Origin of the sequence: Leucobacter sp. USCH14 (genome assembly GCF_037619215.1) — a bacterium.
GTDB lineage: Bacteria > Actinomycetota > Actinomycetes > Actinomycetales > Microbacteriaceae > Leucobacter.
On sequence record NZ_JAQPZP010000002.1, the window covers coordinates 40,284 to 56,855 of the forward strand.

Genomic DNA, 16,572 nt, shown 5'->3' on the forward strand with positions numbered 1-16,572 from the left:
CGCGTTCGGGACCGGCCACGCGGTCCCGAACGCGTCTATGACGACCAGTGGGACGCGGAGCGGCGGATCATCTGCTGCCGATGCTGTCGCGTCGTCTCGCTGAAGAGCTCGCCCGTGCCCCAGTCGAGAATCACGCCGTGCCTGCGGATCACATCCAGCAGATCGATCTCACCGGCTCGATACTGCTCGGCGATACGTGCCGGGTCCTCCTCCAGCCAAGCCCTGCGATGGGCGCGGATGTACGCCCGCCGCTCGGCCGTGCGCTCCCGATCGAGCTCGTACGCGTCGAGATCGGGGTCGACGGGGATGACGACGACTCCGTAATCCGCCTCCGCCCGTTCGACCGACACGTAATCATCGATGACGTCTTCGAGCACCTCCTCGGGCGACCGGTCGAGCGGATCCCCGAACCCTCCGCCGCCTGCGGACGGGCGGTAGAAGGTATCCCCCGGCTGCACCGGCACCGAGGAGAAGATGGACCCCAGGAACCGTTCGTTGTCGGTATCGCGGTTGAGCCACACGCCGTGCGGAATCGACGGCAGCCCGCCCTCGATGCCCCAGGTGATCGAACGAGCGCGGTCGCAGCAGTAGCTCATCACCGACGCGTCGGCATCCGTGAGCGTGCCGCCCTTCTCGACGCCGCACCCTCCGCGGAACCGCCCGGGCCCGCCGGAGTCGGTGCCGATGCGGTGCATCGTCGTGAGCACCGGGGTGAGTCGTTCCTGCCCCTCGCACGCCTGCACCGCGAGCCCCACCCCGAAGACGGGGGCTGTGGCGGTCGAACCGTCCTTCGAGGAGCGGCCACCCCAGCCGCCGGCCATCCAGTCGTACCACATGAAGTACGGGTTCTCCTCGCGCCGCGAGTCCCGGCCGCCCACGAGCAGGTACTCGAGATTGAAGGCGCACGCCATCGCACGCTCGGGCATGATCTGCGACCAGATCTCGAAGATGCCGTTCATCAGCTTCTCGTAAGGCCCCGAGCAGAACCCGGTCACCGCGTGGGGCCAGCCGGCGTTGACGACCGTGCCCTCCGGGCCGATCTCAGCGGTGACCGCGGCGTAGAACCCCGAGTTCAGCGGCACGTCTGGGAAGAACGTCTTCGTGCCGGCGTAGATCGCGGAGAACGTCGTGCCGTACCCGGAGTTCAGGAACGTGTCGACGACATCGGCGCTGCCCTCGAGATCGTAGTGAATGCCCTCGCCGTCGAGCGTCATCACGATCTTGACCGGCACCAGCCCCTCGGGCTTGCCGGGATCGAGGTCGAGATAGTCGACGGTCTCCCAGCGGCCCTGCGGCAGGTCGGCCAGCCTGCGGCGCACGGTCCGCTCGACGTAGTCCTGCGTCTCCTGCATGGCGAGCTCGACCGTCTCGGTGCCGTACCGCTCCACCAGCCTGAGCACCTCCCGTTCGCAGACCGCGGTGGCCTCCGACTGCGCATGCAGGTCGCCGAGCGCCTGCTCGGGCGCTCGCGTATTCGCGACGAGCAGCTGAGCGACGTCGTGCAGGAATACCCCCTTCGACCACACGCGAACCGGCGGGATGCGCAGCCCTTCGCCGAAGTGCTCGGACGCCGAGACGTCGAACGACCCCGGTACGTTGCCGCCGATATCGGCCCAGTGCCCCTTGTTCTGCGCGAACGCGATGATCCGTCCCTGCGAGAAGACGGGCCGCACGAACGAGACGTCGTTGAAGTGCGTGCCGCCGCGGTACGGGTCGTTGATCGCGAACACGTCTCCCGGATGGATGTCGCCCTCGAACTGCTCGATCACCGCTTTGGCTTGAAAATGCAGGGTGCCGACATGCACCGCGATGTCGCCGGAGCCCTGCATCACGGTGTTGCCGCGCGCATCGCAGAGGGCGGACGAGAAGTCGCGCGAGTAGATGACGAACGAGTAGCAGGTGCGGAGGATCTGCTCGCTCATGAGGTCGACGCTGGTGGCGAACGCGTTCTTCAGCACCTCGAAGGTGACGGGGTCGAGGCGGGTGCTTCGAGCCGGTGCTGCAGCTCGGTCTGTGCGGGTCAGAGTGTCGCTCATGAGCTGATCTCCTCGAGGTGGATGCGGATGTTGAGCCACTCGTCGATCTCCGCATTCGTGTGCGGGGGTACGACAGTGGTGGAATCGAGTTGGGTGATGATGGCCGGGCCGCTGAAGGCCGTTCCCGCGGCGAGCGCGTCGCGCTCGTAGACCGGGGTGTCGAGCCAGCCGTCGGATCCGAAGTAGACCCGGCGGCGATCCTCCGGCTCTCCCGGCTTCTGCTCCACCACCTCGGCGGGCCGGAAGGAGGGCTTCGGAATCTTGCCGACCGCCGTGAGGTGCAGCTGGTACACCTCGACGGGCGCGTCGTCCTGGCGGAACGCGAACTCCCGCTCGTACTGCTCGTGGAACGTGCGCACCGCCTGCTCGAGCGCGCCCGGCCCCGACCCCATCGGCACCTGCAACGAGCGCCACTGGCCCTGGTAGCGCATCGAGATCTTGCGCTGCAGCAGCCCGTCTTCGTCTGCGACCCCTTCGTGCCGAAGCCGTGCCGACGCCTCGTTCTCGAGCGCGACGAACTCCTGCTCGATGCCCTCCTCATCGGCGCCCGAGGCGAGACCGGTGTACATATGGGCGAAGTCGTGCTGAATGTCGACGAGCAGGCAGCCCATCGCCGATGTGACGCCCGGGCTCGGCGGAACGACCACGGTCGGGATTCCGAGTTCGCGGGCGACATCGGCGCCGTGCAGGGCGCCAGCGCCCCCGAACGCGAGCAGGGCGAAATCGCGAGGATCGTAGCCACGACGGATCGAGACCAGCCGCACCGCATCGGCCATATTGGCGTTCGCGACGGCGACGATGGCGTGAGCCGCCTCCTCGAGGTCCATGCCGAGCGGTTCGGCGATCGTCGCGCGGATCGCCTCCTCGGCGAGTGACTTCTCGAGGTGCTTCGCTCCTCCGGCGAGAGACGTTCCGAGCCTGCCGAGCACGACGTTGGCGTCGGTATTCGTAGGCTGCGTCCCCCCGGTGCCGTAGCACGCCGGCCCGGGATCCGCTCCCGCCGACTGAGGGCCGTTGCGGAGCGACCCGGCGATGTCGATGTGCGCGAGCGATCCTCCTCCGGCACCGATGGTGAGTACTTCGATGGAGGGGAAGATGATCGGATGACCGTATTCGACCTGCCACTCCTGCGAGACGCGCAGTTCTCCGTCGGCCACGAGAGCGATGTCCGTGGAGGTGCCTCCCATGTCCAGGCTCACCGCGTTGTCGTACCCGCACTGCTGAGCGATGTGCTTCGCGGAGATCGCACCCGCCGCGATGCCCGAGGCGGCGAGTCTCACGGGGAACTTCTCGACGAGGCGAGGGGTCATGGATCCGCCGCCCGAGTGCAGGAGCAGCAGATCGCCCCGATAGCCGCCCTCGGTCAGCCGTGATGCCAGGCGGTTCACGTACCCCGAGACGAGAGGCGCGAGCACGGCGTTCGCGACAGCGGTGTTGAATCTCGGGTACTCGAAGATCTCGGGCAGCACCTCCGCGGATGTGGAAACGGTCGCGTCGGGGATGGTCTCCTCGATGATCTCCCGCATGCGCGTCTCGTGCGCGGCGTTCGCGTAGGAATTGAGGAAGCACACCGCGATCGTCTTGACGCCGCGCCGTTTCAGCAGGTCTGCGAGTGCCCGAGCCTCATCCTCGTCGAGGGCGGTGATCGTGTTGCCGTTGTAGTCGATGCGCTCAGTGACCTCGAAGCGATCCCGGCGCCTGATGTACGGCTCCGAGACGTCGTTGTACGCATCCCAGAGGTCGTCTTTCGTTCCGTCTCGAATCTCGAGCACGTCGCGGAAGCCCCGGGTGGTGACGAGGGCGGCGGCCGGGAAGTTGCGGGTGATCAGCGCGTTCGTCGCCACCGTCGTGCCGTGCGAGAACTGCGCCACCTGCGCGAGATCGATCTCCCCGCGCTCGACGCCGTGCATCACCGCCTCCATCGGGTCGCTCGGCGTCGACGGCACCTTCGTGATGCGCATCTGCTGCGTGTCGTCATCGAAGATGCACACATCGGTGAATGTGCCCCCGACATCGACCGCGACACGAACGTTGCTCATAGGCTCCTCCTGGAGTTCATCGTTGAGTTCCGGATGCCTCAACCTTGCTGCGCGTCGTCGCCGAGGTCACTGGAGAATACGAAGCTTTCTCCGCCTCCCCTTGTAGAATCTCCAAAAATCATCGCGGAACACCTCCTGAAACCTTCCGTTCACACAATGCCCGGAGCATGCCATGGAACCGTCGCCCGATCCCCTCACCGAGGTCGACCGGCTGCGCACGACCCTCGACATCACGAACGCTCTGCTCTCGGCGGTCGCGTCAACCGACCCCGTGCACGCCCTGACGTCTCGAATCGCGACGCTCTGCAAGGGCACGGCCGTGGTCTACGACTTCGAGGGCGCCATCGTCTCGAGCACGGGTGAAGCGCCGACGCAGCTCATCTGGAACGAGGTCGCGGCGACTCACCGCCGTGAGCTCCACCTGACGATCGGGCGGTGGGCGGTGCGCACCCGACGGGTCGCGCTCAGGGACGGCGTGCACGTCATCGCGATCGCCAGCCGCGGCGCGGCGACGCTCGACCGACTCGGCGAGCTCCTCCTCGACACCTCCGAACGTCTGCTCGGCGCGGTGCACGGCATCCAGTACGGCGCGACGCAGCGCGATCGCCGCGACAACGAGCAGCTCATCTCCTCGCTCTACGACGGGGTGCTCCCGGCTCGCGAGCACCGCTTCTGGAGCCGGCTCGCGCAGTTCCGGTTCCCGGCCTACGCCGCCATCCGCTCCGTCGAGGCCTCACCCCTCGACGGCTCCACGGCGACCGAGGCGCACGTCACGCAGCTTCACGCGAGGGCGCGGTCTGACGATCTCCCGCTCCTCGCGATGCTCCGCCGCGTGGGCATGGACGCCCCCGCGACGCTTTCGGCGATCGTTCCGGATACTCCGGCGAGCGAGCGCTGGGTCGCCGACCTGTCCCGCACCTACCTCGTCGGAGTCTCGGCCCCGTTCTCGGCCCTCTCCCGCATATCGGAATGCGTGCGAGAGGCGGAGACCGGGCTCGGCATCGCCCGCCAGTGGGCGGCGTCCGCGGCGTCGCCCGAGGCGCTCGGCCCCGTGCTCATCGACCGGATCGACCTCTCCACCTGGTTGCTCTCGCACGTGGACGCTCGCCAACTCGAGGAGCGGATCAGCAGAACGCTCGCACCCATCGCCGCGCCGCAGTTGCGCGAGACCCTCATCGCATACCTCGCCGCGGATCAGAACGTCACTCGGGCCGCTGAGGTGCTCTTCGTGCACCCCAACACGGTGAGGTATCGCCTCTCCCGGATCGAGGAGGTGCTCGGGCAACCCATCACCTCGGCGTTCGCGCTCTCGAACGTCATCCTCGCCCTCTATCCCGAACTCATCGGAATCCGATCCGGCCTGAGCGCTTCCGACCGGGCGTAGGCTGAGACGCAGGCTCCGCGGCGCCGACCGAAGGTGAAGTCCGCACCACGATCGAGGAGGATGCATGAGCAGCGACGCACACGGCACGGGATCGACGGGCGAAGTGCAGCTCGAGAACGAGTTCTTCAGGGTGACGCGATGGACCATCGAAGCCGGGGGCGCGATCCCCATGCACCGGCACGACTTCGAGTACGTCGTGGTGCCGCTCGTCACCGACACGATGCACGTGGTCGCCGCCGATGGGAGCGAGATCGTGGCTGAGCTGACGTTCGGTCAGAGCTACACACGCCCCGCCGGCTCCGAGCACCGGGTCGAGAACCGCGGCGACGGCGCGCCGATCGTCTTCGTGGAGACGGAGCGACTCGCATGAGCGGGGCGCCTCGCAGCAGCACGGTCGTCGTGCGCGACGTCACCTCGGATGACCGCGAAGCGTGGGCGGCGCTGTACCGCGGCTACCGCGACTTCTACGAGAAGCCGCACGACGAGCGCGTGTTCGCGACCGTCTGGAGCTGGCTCGCCGACCCCGCGCATCAGACCCGCGGCCTCATCGCCGAGATCGACGGCGCCCCGGTCGGCATCGCCCACTACCGCACCTATGCCCGACCGATCTACGGCGACAGCGGCATCTACCTCGACGACCTCTTCACCGCGGCCGATGCGCGCGGCACGGGAGCGGGCACCGCGATCCTGCACCGCCTCGCCGAGATCGCCCGCGACGAGGGCGCCTCGCTCGTGCGCTGGATCACCGACGAGAGCAACACGACGGCACGCAGACTCTACGACCGGGTCGCCGCGCAGACGCCCTGGGTGACGTACGATCTGCGCCCCGCCGAATAGCGGATCTCACAGCTTCGACGACTCGCGCAGGCGCTCGGTTCCCGGCGTCGGAGCGGTGCGACCGTGCACGACGGGCGCGCCGGCGGAATCGACCGCGACGAACACGATGCGATCGAGCGTGAGGATCTCGGCGCCGGTCACCGCGTTCTCGACGCGGCAGGCCAGCGTGATCGACGTGCGCCCGTAGGCGACGATCGTGTACTCGAGCTCGAGCAGGTCGCCGCGATCGGCGCGTGCGGAGAAGTCGATCGCCGACATGTGCCGGGTCACGACGTCGATGGTGCCGAGCTGGGCCACGGCGACGATGGCCGCCTCCTCGTCGACCCACTGGAGCAGGCGCCCGCCGAACAGCGCCCCGTGCTGGTTCAGGTCTTCGGGCTTGACCCATTTGCGCACGATCTGGCGGTACTCGTCCATGCGGTCAGCCTAACGGCAAGGCCGGAACGGCGTGAGGGGTCAGTACGGTGCATCGACGAAGACCGCTGCATCCGCGACCCGGCGCATTTACACTGAACAGATGATGGTCGTCTTCGCCGGAATCCTGCTGCTCGTCAACGCCTTCTACAACGTGGTCGTATGGCCGCGCTTCTGGACGCGCATCTCGAAGGATCCGCGCGCACGCGATGAGCAGGGGCGCGCCACCACCTTCCTCACCGTGCACGCCGTGCTCATCGGCCTCGCCATGCTCATCGCAATCGCCTCAGCGATCGCGGGCGTCTGGGTGCTCGTCGCCTGACGCCGAGGCGAGACCGACGCCGCTTCTCTTCCGCCGCCCCGCGAACCGTACACTGGGAGGATGAAGCGGATCCTGACCTACGGCACGTTCGACCTGCTGCACTGGGGCCACATTCGACTCCTGCGACGCGCCCGCGCGCTCGGCGACTATCTCGTCGTCGCAGCATCGACGGAGGCGTTCAACGCCGGCAAGGGCAAGCAGACCTATCACGACTTCGAGACGCGCAAGAACATGCTCGAGGCGGTGCGCTACGTCGACCTCGTGATCCCCGAAGATGCGTGGGATCAGAAGATCCGCGACGTGCAGAAGTACGAGATCGACACCGTGGTGATGGGCGGCGACTGGGAGGGCGACCCGCGCTTCGAGATCCTGCGCGACTACTGCGAGGTCGTCTACCTCGACCGCACCGAGGGCGTCTCGACCACCAAGATCAAGAACGACCTCGGCGAGGGCGCGTAACATGACGAGCGGGGGTGGAAGCTCGGCTTCCACCCCCGCTCTGATCCTGCGAACCGACTACGCAGCAGTCTCCTGCGCGAGTCGCTTGCGACGCGCCATCAGCACCACGCCGCCTCCGAGCACCAGCAGCAGCGCAAGCGCGATGCCCCCGGTGAGCTCCATGCCGCCGGTGTTGCTGAGCTCGCCCTGACGCCCGTCGGCAGCGCCGTCGGCCGACGCGGGATCAGCCGCAGCCGACCCTCCGCCCGCCGTCGCGCTTCCGTCGGCCGCGCCGGCAGCCGCTCCGCTCGCGGTGCCGTCGGCGGCACCGGCCGGCGTGCCATCAGCAGTGCCCGCAGCATCCGCACCGGGGTCACCGCCGGGAACCTCGGCCGCCACGACGACGGTGTCATCCCAGCCGATGAGCACCGTGCCCTCGGCCTGCGTCGCCGCGATGCGCAGCCCGCCGGGCTCGGTGCCCTCGGGGAGCGCATCGACGGTGAGCGTGCCGCCGGTCACCGCCGCCATGGCGACGAGCGACTGCGCGGAGGGCTCGGTCGACTCCGACGCCGGGGCGCCTTCGCCGAAGTAGTGCAGCGCCACCTCGGTGCCGTCGGGAACATCGGTGAACGTCACGTCGAACGACGCGCCGATCTCGATCTCCTCCGGCACCTGCACGCCGCCGCGGGTGTCGTCCGTAAGGTGCTCCTCGCCGAGCGTCACCGGCACCGCGGTGCCGGGGTTCGCGTTCACCTCGAACAGTGCCCGCGCGATCCACGGGTAGCTGCCCACCGGATGCGTACGGAAGTTGACCGACGTACCGAGCATGACGAGCTCGCTGCCCGACTCCGCGACCGCCGACACTGCGGACGCCTGACCCGCCGCGTCGGCCCGCCCCGTGCTCGTTCCCTCTTCGCCGTCGCGCCAGTGCCCCGAGACGAAGAGGTTCTCCGCCGCGTAACTCTGCTCGACCTCCGCATTCTCCCCGAGGCCGGTGTACCAGACCGCCGGAGAGACGAATGCGGTGTCCTGCGCATAGGTCGAGAGCAGGCCGCCCTCGGCGTTCTCCACGCGCACGATGCCGTTGGAGCTCCGCGTGCCGCTGCCCGCCGTGACCTCGGTCAACCCGAACGCGTTCGCGAAGTTCGCGACGGCGGTGCCGCGGCCCGCGACACCATTGCCGGCGGCGACGAACGCAGCGACGGCCTCGGACCCGGCCGCCTGCTCCGGCGTGAACGCCAGGTTTCCGCCGATCCACAGCACATCGACGCCGTCGAGCAGCGTCGGGTCTGCCGCGAGTGCAGCCGCGTCGACGCGCACCTGGTCGGTGAAGCCCAGGCGGTTCAGCGTGACGCGGTCGTCCTGGGTGCCCGAGTACGCGACGCGCAGCGCCTTGAGCGGGGTGCTCGGCTCCGTGAGCAGGCGCACGCCGGTCGTCGCTGTGAACTGCACGCCGTACGTTTCCGCAACGGCCTGGGCGGCCGCGCGCGATGCCTCGTCGTCGCCGATGATGACGGATCCGTCGTCGAACGATGATACGGACACGCCCTGCGCGAGCAGCACGTTGATCGCCTGGTACTCGGCCGCGCCCGGCGCCTCGAGCTCGAGGTATCCGGCCTCCTCCGGCAGCACGCCGGTCGGAGCGGCCTCTGCGACGATCTCGAGACCCACGCCGTCGAGCGATGCGTCCTGCGACGCGCCCACGGCGAAGACATCCGCACCCCAGAGCAGTGCGAGGCTCCACGCAGACATGTCGTACATGTCGGGCACACGATCCGTGATGTCGGAGCCATCGGCGAGCAGCACGTTCGCCATGCCGCGGAGCGGCTGGTGCATGTCGACCACGTAGCTTCCAGCCGGGTACGTGGTGTCGCCTGCGGTCACCGGCGTGGTCGCGCGCGACACCTCGACCCCGTTCGCGATCAGCTGATCGACGAGTCGCGCGGCGTCGGTGACGGAGCGCTGCTGGTCGGTGTTCGCCGGAATCACGTACGCGCGGGGGAACTCCGCCCCGTAGACGTCCGTCTCATCCCAGATGTCGATCCACTCGTGCGGCATGCCCGGGTAGTCGGCGGGGTTCGGATCCGCGGGGATCGTCTTGAGGGGCTCGCCGGCGTCGCCGCGACGGAAGATCTCCATCTGGTTCTGCAGCAGAGCCCCCGAGTTCTCCGCGAAGTAGGCCGTCGCAGTCTCGACCGTGACCATGCCCACCTCGACGTTCACGCCGGTGCGGCGCTCGCGCTCGGCCTGGTCGGGGTTTCCGCCGCGGCCCAGGGGCAGCTCGACCGTGTTGGTCACGGCTCCCTGGTAGGCGAGGAACTGCGGCGTGAACAGCGGAGGCCAGTCGTCCCATCCCGAACGGATGTCGCGGTAGGGGATCAGGATCTTGCCCGTGTTCTCGGTCGTCGGATTGCCGTCGGCGCCGACGTACGTGTTGCCCTCGATGTTCGCGCCGACGACGGCCTCCTCGATCGCGAGCGCCGCAGAGTAGGCGTGCGGCAGGAAGAGGTCGTACTCGTAGTTCTCGCCGTGCGGCGGGCCGCAGGGCTCGATCTGCAGCACATCGGTGTACCCGTGGAGGTCGACGTAGAAGGTGGGCTGGATCACCCCGGCGAGGTCGCGGATCACGCGCGACTCCGGCGTCGCACCCGTGATCATGTCGCGGTTCGCGTCGAACCCATCGGCATTCGCGCGAGTGCCGTTGACGCGGCCGTCGGGATTGTTGGTCACCGTGAAGTAGAACCGGTACTGCTCGAGCATCTCGACGATCGCGGGGTCATCGGAGGTGGCGAGCTTCTCGATGTACTCGAGAATGATGTCGGCGCCCTCCCACTCGTTGCCGTGGATGTTCCCGTTGAACCAGATCGGCACCTTGTAGCCCTCGGTCAGGGCGGTGTCGGCAGCGGCTCCGGCCGGATCCTGCTTGATCCGCTCCTTCCAGGCCCGCTGCTGCGCAGTCTCCGCCTCCGTCTCGGGCGCCGTCAGCGTGACCAGCTGGATGTCGCGCCCCTGCACGGAGCTGCCCACCACCTGCGCGGAGACGCGATCGCTCTCGGCCATGAGATCGTTCACCGTACGCGCCACCTCCGCGTACGGCACCGCGCCGCGAACGAGCGATTGATCGTTCGGGTCGTCCGCCACCTCGGGGAGCGGCGTCTGCATCGGGTAACTCGCCGGCCCCTGCACGCGGTCGGAGATCTCATAGGTGATGGGAGTGGGCGCATCGCCCGGTGCCGCAGTGGCCGCGGTGGGCATCCCCCCTGCGAACAACGCCGCGACCAGTGCCCCCGCACCGATCATGGCCGTTGATGACCGTTTCGTAACCATCGTTGCCTTTCCGTGTAGTCCTCATCGACTCCGACCGCGCCGAGGTACTCCGGCGCAGTCGGGTATTGCACACGTGGCGAGGGCCCGATGGGCACTCGCCACGATCCTCCGCCGAAGCATCGGCGCAGAAACTCGGGCGCCTACAGCACCTTCGACAGGAAGGCCTTGGTGCGCTCGCGCTTCGGGTTCGACAGCACCTCTGCGGGGTCCCCCGACTCCACCACGACGCCGCCGTCCATGAATACGAGCTTGTCGGCCACCTCGCGCGCGAAGCCCATCTCGTGCGTCACGACGATCATCGTCATGCCGCTCTCGGCGAGCCCCTTCATCACATCGAGCACCTCGCCGACCAGTTCGGGGTCGAGCGCAGACGTCGGCTCGTCGAACAGCATCAGCTTCGGCTCCATCGCGAGCGCACGCGCGATCGCGACGCGCTGCTGCTGGCCTCCCGAGAGATGCGCCGGGTAGTAGTCGTGCCGCTCCGCGAGTCCGACGCGCGCGAGCAGCTCCATCGCGCGGGACTTCAGCTTCGCCTTGTCACCCTTCTTCAGCAGCGTCGGCGCCACCATCACGTTCTCGAGCGCGGTCATGTGCGGGAAGAGATTGAATCGCTGGAACACCATGCCGATGTCGCGGCGCTGCGCCGCGGCCTCACGGGGATGCATCTCGTAGAGCTTGTCGCCCTTCTGCCGATAGCCGACGAGCTCGCCGTCGACCGAGAGCCGCCCTGCGTTGACGGTCTCCAGGTGATTGATGCACCGGAGGAACGTCGACTTGCCCGAACCCGACGGGCCCACGAGGCAGAGCACCTCGCCGCGCTGCACCTCGAGTGTGATCGACTTGAGCACCAGATTCGACCCGAAGGCCTTCGAGACGCCCTCGGCCTTCACCATCGGCGTATCGGTCGCGTGCACGCTCATGCGCCGCCTCCTCCGGGTCGATGGTGCGGAGGCACGATGTTCTCGCCGCCACTGGCACCGGGATAGGTCGGGTGGGCGGGATCCTCGACACCGACGACGCCGACCGACTGCGTTTCGACGGTCGGCTTCATGACGTCGGGCCGCTGCAGCACGCCCTTGGCGAAATGACGCTCGAGGAAGTACTGGCCGACCATGAGGATGGAGGTGACGGCCAGGTACCAGATGGACGCCACGATCAGCATCGGCACCGGCTGGTAGGTCACTGCGGAGATGTCTCGCGCGCGACCGTACAGATCGAGTGTGAACGGCACCGCCGTCACGAGCGATGTCGTCTTCAGCATCGAGATGACCTCGTTGCCCGTCGGCGGGATGATGACGCGCATGGCCTGGGGCAGGATCACGCGGCTCATCGTGTGCCACCACCCGAGCCCGAGGGCCGTCGCCGCCTCGTTCTGGCCCTTCTCGACCGAGAGGAGACCGGCTCGCACGATCTCCGCCATGTATGCGGCCTCGTTCAACGCGAGTCCGATGACGGCGAGCGTGAAGTAGCTCAGCAGATCCTTGGTGTTGAGCGTGGTCACGGCCTCGGTGAAGGGGATGCCCAGACTGATCGACTTGTAGATCGTAGGCACCAGGCCCCAGAAGACGAGCTGCACGTACACCGGAGTGCCGCGGAAGAGCCAGAGGAACACCCAGGCGATCGATTTCACCACGGGGTTGGGCGACTGACGCATCACCGCGATCGTCACACCCAGCACGATGGCGATGATCATCGAATAAATGGTCAGCTGCAGCGCGTACCCGGCACCGGAGACGATGCGCACATCGAAGAGGTACTTGCCGACCTCGCCCCAGTTGAACACCGGACGGTTGAACGCGGCGTCATAGATGAAGAGCGCCACGAGGAGCAGGAGCACGACGGCGAACACGGTTCGCCAGGGATGACGGAGTCGGATCGCCTCGATCGGCGCCGACTCCGGATGCGGGGCGTCGGGCCCCGCATCCGGGGTGTGCGTATGCGACATGATCTGCGCGACTACTCCGTGCCGGCGTTGATCTCGGCCTGCTCGACCGCGCCGTCCTCGATCCCCGCCTCGGTGAGGATGTCGAGGTACGTGCCGTCGTCGATCAGCGACTGCAGCGCCGCCTGCACGGCCTTCGTGGTCTCGCCGTCCTTCTGCGTCGCGAAGCCGTACGGAGCCGCGTCGAACACGTCGCCCACAGTCTCCAGCTGGTCGCTCAGCTTCGCCACCGCATCGCCGGTGACGGGGAGGTCGGCGGAGAACGCATCGGCGCGGCCGTCGACGACGGCCTGAGTGACCTCGGGCTGACCGTCGAACCGCAGGATCTCGATCGCCTCCTTGCCGGCATCGGTGCAGGCCTTCGATTTCGCGGGCAGCTCATCGGTGTCCTGCACGGTGGTCGCCTGAACCGCGACGGTCAGGCCGCACGCGTCGTCGGGATCGACGTCGGATCCGCTGGCGGCGGCCCACTGCGTGCCCGCGTTCAGGAAGTCGACGAAGTCCACGGACTTCTGGCGCTCCAGGTTGTCGGTGAAGGACGAGGAGCCCATATCGAGCGCGCCCTCCTGAATACGCGGGATGATGCTGTCGAAGCCGAGGATCTCCCACTTCGGCTCGAGCCCGAGCTTCGCGGCGATCGCCTCAGCGAGCGTGACGCCCCAGCCCACGGGGTTGCCATCCGCATCCTTGTACTCGTTCGGCGGGTACTCCGCGTCGGTGCCGATGCGCAGCTCGCCCGAGTCCTTGAGCTCCTGCGGCAGGAGCGCGACTGCGGCGTCGTCGGCCGTGATCTCGGTCGCCGGAGCGGGGTCGGCGGATCCTCCACCCCCTTCGGTCTCCGCGTTGTTCACACAACCGGTGAGGGTGAGCACGGCCGCCGCTGCGAGGGCGGGAAGTGCGAAACGAATCTTCATTGATGTCTCCATGTTTCGGAAGGGACTGGGAGTCCGGTCTGAATCTCGACCCCGAGCCTACTGCGCTCCGGTAACGGATCTGTGACAGAGTCTCTCCCCGGGTCCATAGAGCGGCTGTCGCTGAAATCGCATTCGCGCAGCAATCCGCGACTTCTCGAGCGCGCCGCCTGAGGTAACATTCCGGTTAAGCTGTGACCGGCTCGGCCGGAGACGGTGATTCGCGAAGCACCTCAGCCCGTGATCGCGGGATCGAACCGGGCTGAAGAAGTGGGGAATCTCAGTGCCGGGGGAGATGGTGGCCGAGAAGAGCGGCACGGTCGAGACGCACGGGCACGTGCGGCGCGAGCGCCTGCTGCACCGACTCGACCACGCCGGGCGCGTCGTCGTCATCACCGCCGAGCAGGGTGCGGGTAAGACCGACCTCATGTCGCAGTGGCTCTCGCAGCAGCGAACGCCCGCTTTCGCATGGGTCGGCCTCGATGCAGGTGCGAGCGTTCCGCGAGCGTTCTGGCTGCGCCTGTTGCAGGCCCTGAGCGCAGCTCGCCCCGAAGCCTTCGCACCACTCGCGAACGACTACATGAGCGGCCGAGTCCCCTCGGAAGAGGCGCCTGCCCTGCTCCTCTCGGCCTCGATGCGCGACCCCCTCCCGGTCACGCTGGTGATCGACGACCTGCACTTTGCTCCCGATGAGCTGCAGGATCAGCTCGTGTCGCTGCTGCGCCGCTCCCCGAACCTGCGGCTGCTCGCAGCCTCCCGGTCGCGAACGCGATTCGAGACTCCCGTAACGGCAGCAGGCCTCGCCGTGACGACGCTGCACGCCGAGGAACTCGCGTTCACGCGGCATGAAATCGCTTCTGCAGCGACGACGCTGCCCTATCGATTGTCGGAACCGGAGATCAGTGCGCTCCGCAGAACGACGCGCGGCCACCCCCTCGCGGTGCGTCTCGCACTGTCGGTCATGGCGAACCTGTCGCGGAGCGGCGCCCGGCGCCCCGGCTCCGATGAGGTGGCCCGCGGCGTCGAGGCCATGCTCGCCGGCTTCGCCCCGGAGTTCCGGACACCGCAGGACCGCGAGCTCGCGCTCACCGCCTCCCTGGTGCCCGAGATCGACGCAGCGCTCGCCGAGCAGCTCGGCGGAGCCTCGACGTGGTCGGAGCTCGAGCGCTTCGATGCGCTCGAGCTCGGTCGCCTCACCCTGCAGCACGGGCGCCCCGTGTTCCGGCTGCACACCCTCGTCGCAGGCGCACTCCGCCCCCGAGCCCTCAGCGAGCTCCCCTCCGAACGCGTCGCAGAGGTGCGGCACCTCGCCTTCACGCACCTCTACGAGCACGCCGACCCGATCGACATGCTCGAACTGCTCGTCGACGGGAACATGGATCGCGCCATCTTCCCGCACTTCGTGCGCAACTACTCCGAGATCAGCCTGAAGCGCTCGCGCGAACTCATCTCGGTCGCGGAGAGCATCTCGCCCGAGCGGCAGGCGCGCGAGGGAACGATCCCGATCATGATCGCCGTCGCATTGAGCGAGCACTCTCTCGTACCCACACCTCGGATGCGCGATCTGCTGGAGGTCGGCATGCCGGCGCTGGAGCACCGAGCGACGGAGGCGAGTGGGGCGGCGGGTTTGCTCCTGCTCCTCGCGCGCTTCGCGGGGCTGCGCGTGAGCCGCGCGTATGAAGCAGCAGCGGATGCGGGCGAGCAGTTCCTAAGGCAGGGCGAGCTCGCGTCGCCGAGCTGGCGCTCGGGCATGAACGCCGCGCGTCTGCAGATCATCGTCACGGAGCTGCTCGCAGCACGCATTCCCCGTGTGCTCGCGCTCGCCGAGGGGCTCGCCGACGACACGCATCCCGGCCGGCAGGCTCACATGCACTCGGTGCTCGCGTTCGCATACGCCCGCATCGGCGACCTGCGCGCGGCGCGTCGTGAACTCGGAGCCGTCGATCCGTCGCAGGCGGGGTGGCGCGAGTCGACGCACAGCATCGGCTGGCACTTGGCGTCAGCGCTGCGCGCCTCGAGCCTCGGCCATCACGACCAGGCGTTCGAAGCGCTGTCGGCGGTCGCGCCCCGCATGGACGACTCGGAGCTCTGGCCGGCGATCGTGTGGACACGCGGCAAAGCGCGCCTTGTCGCGGATCAGGCCGCGCTCGGGTACCAAGAGCTCGAGTCGGCCCTGGCCGCGCGCGAGCGCCTGCCGCTCAGTGCGGGCTGGACGGAGGAACTGCAGACGCTGCGCGGAGAGTTCCTCCTCGCAACCGGCGACCTGGTCGGGGCGCGCGCGGCGCTCGCGCACGGCGGCGACGGCGCCTCGTCGCGTCTGGCGCGCGCGCGTCTCGCGATCCTCGCATCCCAGCCGACCGAGGCCCTCGTGCACCTCGATGCGTTCGACGCCGGGGCTCGGCGGGCGGATCCCGACCACGCCGCTGCGCAGCAGGCCGAGGCGCGCGATTCCGAAACTCCCGCGTCGGCGCCGTTCCCCGCGCAGGTGGCGCAGTCGCAGTTGCTGCGCGCGGCCATCTACGCCCGGCAGGGAAACACCGAGTGCGCAACCTCGCTCGCCACGGGGGCGCTGCTCACGCTCGATCGTCTCGACAACCGACTGCCGCTCCTGTGGATCCCGGCAGCGGAGCTGGCGCTCATCAGGTCGCTCGTGCCCGCCGACGTGTGGCGCATGCCTCCCGGGAGCCCGTTCGTCGGTGACGACGTCGTACTCGAGCAGCTGTCGAAGCGCGAGGCGCTGGTGCTGCTCGAGTTGGCGAGAGGCGGGTCGATCGACGACATCGCGGGCGATCTGCACGTCTCCTCTAACACGATCAAGACGCAGACGCGCAGCATCTACAAGAAGCTCAAGGTGTCGAGCCGTACGGAGGCGCTGGCGCGCGCCCGGCAGATGGGCCTGGTCTGAGCGTTCGGGGCGGCGCT

The 16,572-nt window shown here is 68.2% G+C and carries 13 protein-coding genes; 6 read left to right on the top strand and 7 right to left on the bottom strand.

Annotated features, from left to right (window positions below):
• Positions 1 to 35: 35 nt before the first annotated feature.
• Together PQI23_RS02475 and PQI23_RS02480 are read right to left on the bottom strand one after the other, a co-directional pair.
• Entirely contained in the window at positions 36 to 2,036 is a 2,001-nt protein-coding gene (locus PQI23_RS02475) for a hydantoinase B/oxoprolinase family protein (protein WP_339971231.1), read from the bottom strand.
• The gene (locus tag PQI23_RS02480) at positions 2,033 to 4,075 is read right to left on the bottom strand and encodes a hydantoinase/oxoprolinase family protein (protein ID WP_339971233.1); all 2,043 of its coding nucleotides are present in this window, start codon (positions 4,073 to 4,075) and stop codon (positions 2,033 to 2,035) included. Before PQI23_RS02480 ends, PQI23_RS02475 begins: the two co-directional genes overlap by 4 nt.
• Positions 4,076 to 4,247: 172 nt before the next feature.
• Between PQI23_RS02480 and PQI23_RS02485 the strand changes: the two genes are divergently transcribed.
• The 3 genes from PQI23_RS02485 (at position 4,248) to PQI23_RS02495 (ending at position 6,296) form a co-directional block, all read left to right on the top strand.
• Positions 4,248 to 5,459, top strand: a complete 1,212-nt coding sequence (locus PQI23_RS02485; protein ID WP_339971235.1) for a PucR family transcriptional regulator — start codon at positions 4,248 to 4,250, stop codon at positions 5,457 to 5,459.
• Between the two features lie 64 nt (positions 5,460 to 5,523).
• Positions 5,524 to 5,829 (top strand): cupin domain-containing protein, encoded by a 306-nt coding sequence (locus tag PQI23_RS02490; protein ID WP_339971237.1) that lies wholly within the window; start codon positions 5,524 to 5,526, stop codon positions 5,827 to 5,829.
• The gene (locus PQI23_RS02495; protein ID WP_339971239.1) at positions 5,826 to 6,296 is read left to right on the top strand and encodes a GNAT family N-acetyltransferase; all 471 of its coding nucleotides are present in this window, start codon (positions 5,826 to 5,828) and stop codon (positions 6,294 to 6,296) included. Before PQI23_RS02490 ends, PQI23_RS02495 begins: the two co-directional genes overlap by 4 nt.
• 6 nt (positions 6,297 to 6,302) lie before the next feature.
• On the opposite strand, the gene PQI23_RS02500 is transcribed toward PQI23_RS02495, so the two are convergent.
• The gene (locus PQI23_RS02500) at positions 6,303 to 6,713 is read right to left on the bottom strand and encodes an acyl-CoA thioesterase (protein WP_339971241.1); all 411 of its coding nucleotides are present in this window, start codon (positions 6,711 to 6,713) and stop codon (positions 6,303 to 6,305) included.
• A 100-nt stretch (positions 6,714 to 6,813) separates the two neighbouring features.
• Between PQI23_RS02500 and PQI23_RS02505 the strand changes: the two genes are divergently transcribed.
• Both PQI23_RS02505 and tagD read left to right on the top strand, forming a co-directional pair.
• On the top strand, positions 6,814 to 7,032 hold the full coding sequence (locus tag PQI23_RS02505) for an SCO4848 family membrane protein (protein WP_445238396.1): 219 nt from the start codon (positions 6,814 to 6,816) through the stop codon (positions 7,030 to 7,032).
• Positions 7,033 to 7,092: 60 nt separating this feature from the next.
• Positions 7,093 to 7,491, top strand: a complete 399-nt coding sequence (gene tagD / locus PQI23_RS02510; protein ID WP_058592957.1) for a glycerol-3-phosphate cytidylyltransferase — start codon at positions 7,093 to 7,095, stop codon at positions 7,489 to 7,491.
• A 57-nt stretch (positions 7,492 to 7,548) separates the two neighbouring features.
• Here tagD and PQI23_RS02515 read toward each other — a convergent pair whose 3' ends face one another.
• From PQI23_RS02515 to PQI23_RS02530, 4 genes are all read right to left on the bottom strand, one after another.
• Positions 7,549 to 10,725 (bottom strand): M14 family zinc carboxypeptidase, encoded by a 3,177-nt coding sequence (locus tag PQI23_RS02515; RefSeq protein WP_339971243.1) that lies wholly within the window; start codon positions 10,723 to 10,725, stop codon positions 7,549 to 7,551.
• A 212-nt stretch (positions 10,726 to 10,937) separates the two neighbouring features.
• A complete protein-coding gene (locus PQI23_RS02520; RefSeq protein WP_339971245.1) occupies positions 10,938 to 11,717 on the bottom strand; it encodes an amino acid ABC transporter ATP-binding protein in 780 nt (259 codons plus the stop codon).
• Positions 11,714 to 12,742: an amino acid ABC transporter permease gene (locus PQI23_RS02525; RefSeq protein WP_339971247.1), complete on the bottom strand. Its 1,029-nt coding sequence runs from the start codon at positions 12,740 to 12,742 to the stop codon at positions 11,714 to 11,716. The genes PQI23_RS02520 and PQI23_RS02525 overlap by 4 nt, the downstream gene beginning before the upstream one ends.
• Before the next feature lie 11 nt (positions 12,743 to 12,753).
• Complete coding sequence (locus tag PQI23_RS02530) at positions 12,754 to 13,653, bottom strand: ABC transporter substrate-binding protein (RefSeq protein WP_339971249.1); 900 nt, start codon at positions 13,651 to 13,653, stop codon at positions 12,754 to 12,756.
• 295 nt (positions 13,654 to 13,948) lie between these two features.
• On the opposite strand from PQI23_RS02530, the gene PQI23_RS02535 reads away from it, so the two are divergent.
• On the top strand, positions 13,949 to 16,555 hold the full coding sequence (locus PQI23_RS02535) for a LuxR C-terminal-related transcriptional regulator (protein WP_339971251.1): 2,607 nt from the start codon (positions 13,949 to 13,951) through the stop codon (positions 16,553 to 16,555).
• Positions 16,556 to 16,572 lie beyond the last annotated feature (17 nt).

Excerpts from the sequence above, each read along its gene's own strand:
- PQI23_RS02475 (WP_339971231.1), bottom strand. The coding sequence starts at position 2,036 with ATGAGCGACACTCTGACCCGCACAGACCGAGCTGCAGCACCGGCTCGA.
- PQI23_RS02480 (WP_339971233.1), bottom strand. The coding sequence starts at position 4,075 with ATGAGCAACGTTCGTGTCGCGGTCGATGTCGGGGGCACATTCACCGAT.
- PQI23_RS02485 (WP_339971235.1), top strand. The coding sequence starts at position 4,248 with ATGGAACCGTCGCCCGATCCCCTCACCGAGGTCGACCGGCTGCGCACG.
- PQI23_RS02490 (WP_339971237.1), top strand. The coding sequence starts at position 5,524 with ATGAGCAGCGACGCACACGGCACGGGATCGACGGGCGAAGTGCAGCTC.
- PQI23_RS02495 (WP_339971239.1), top strand. The coding sequence starts at position 5,826 with ATGAGCGGGGCGCCTCGCAGCAGCACGGTCGTCGTGCGCGACGTCACC.
- PQI23_RS02500 (WP_339971241.1), bottom strand. The coding sequence starts at position 6,713 with ATGGACGAGTACCGCCAGATCGTGCGCAAATGGGTCAAGCCCGAAGAC.
- PQI23_RS02505 (WP_445238396.1), top strand. The coding sequence starts at position 6,814 with ATGATGGTCGTCTTCGCCGGAATCCTGCTGCTCGTCAACGCCTTCTAC.
- tagD (WP_058592957.1), top strand. The coding sequence starts at position 7,093 with ATGAAGCGGATCCTGACCTACGGCACGTTCGACCTGCTGCACTGGGGC.
- PQI23_RS02515 (WP_339971243.1), bottom strand. The coding sequence starts at position 10,725 with ATGCCCACCGCGGCCACTGCGGCACCGGGCGATGCGCCCACTCCCATC.
- PQI23_RS02520 (WP_339971245.1), bottom strand. The coding sequence starts at position 11,717 with ATGAGCGTGCACGCGACCGATACGCCGATGGTGAAGGCCGAGGGCGTC.
- PQI23_RS02525 (WP_339971247.1), bottom strand. The coding sequence starts at position 12,742 with ATGTCGCATACGCACACCCCGGATGCGGGGCCCGACGCCCCGCATCCG.
- PQI23_RS02530 (WP_339971249.1), bottom strand. The coding sequence starts at position 13,653 with ATGAAGATTCGTTTCGCACTTCCCGCCCTCGCAGCGGCGGCCGTGCTC.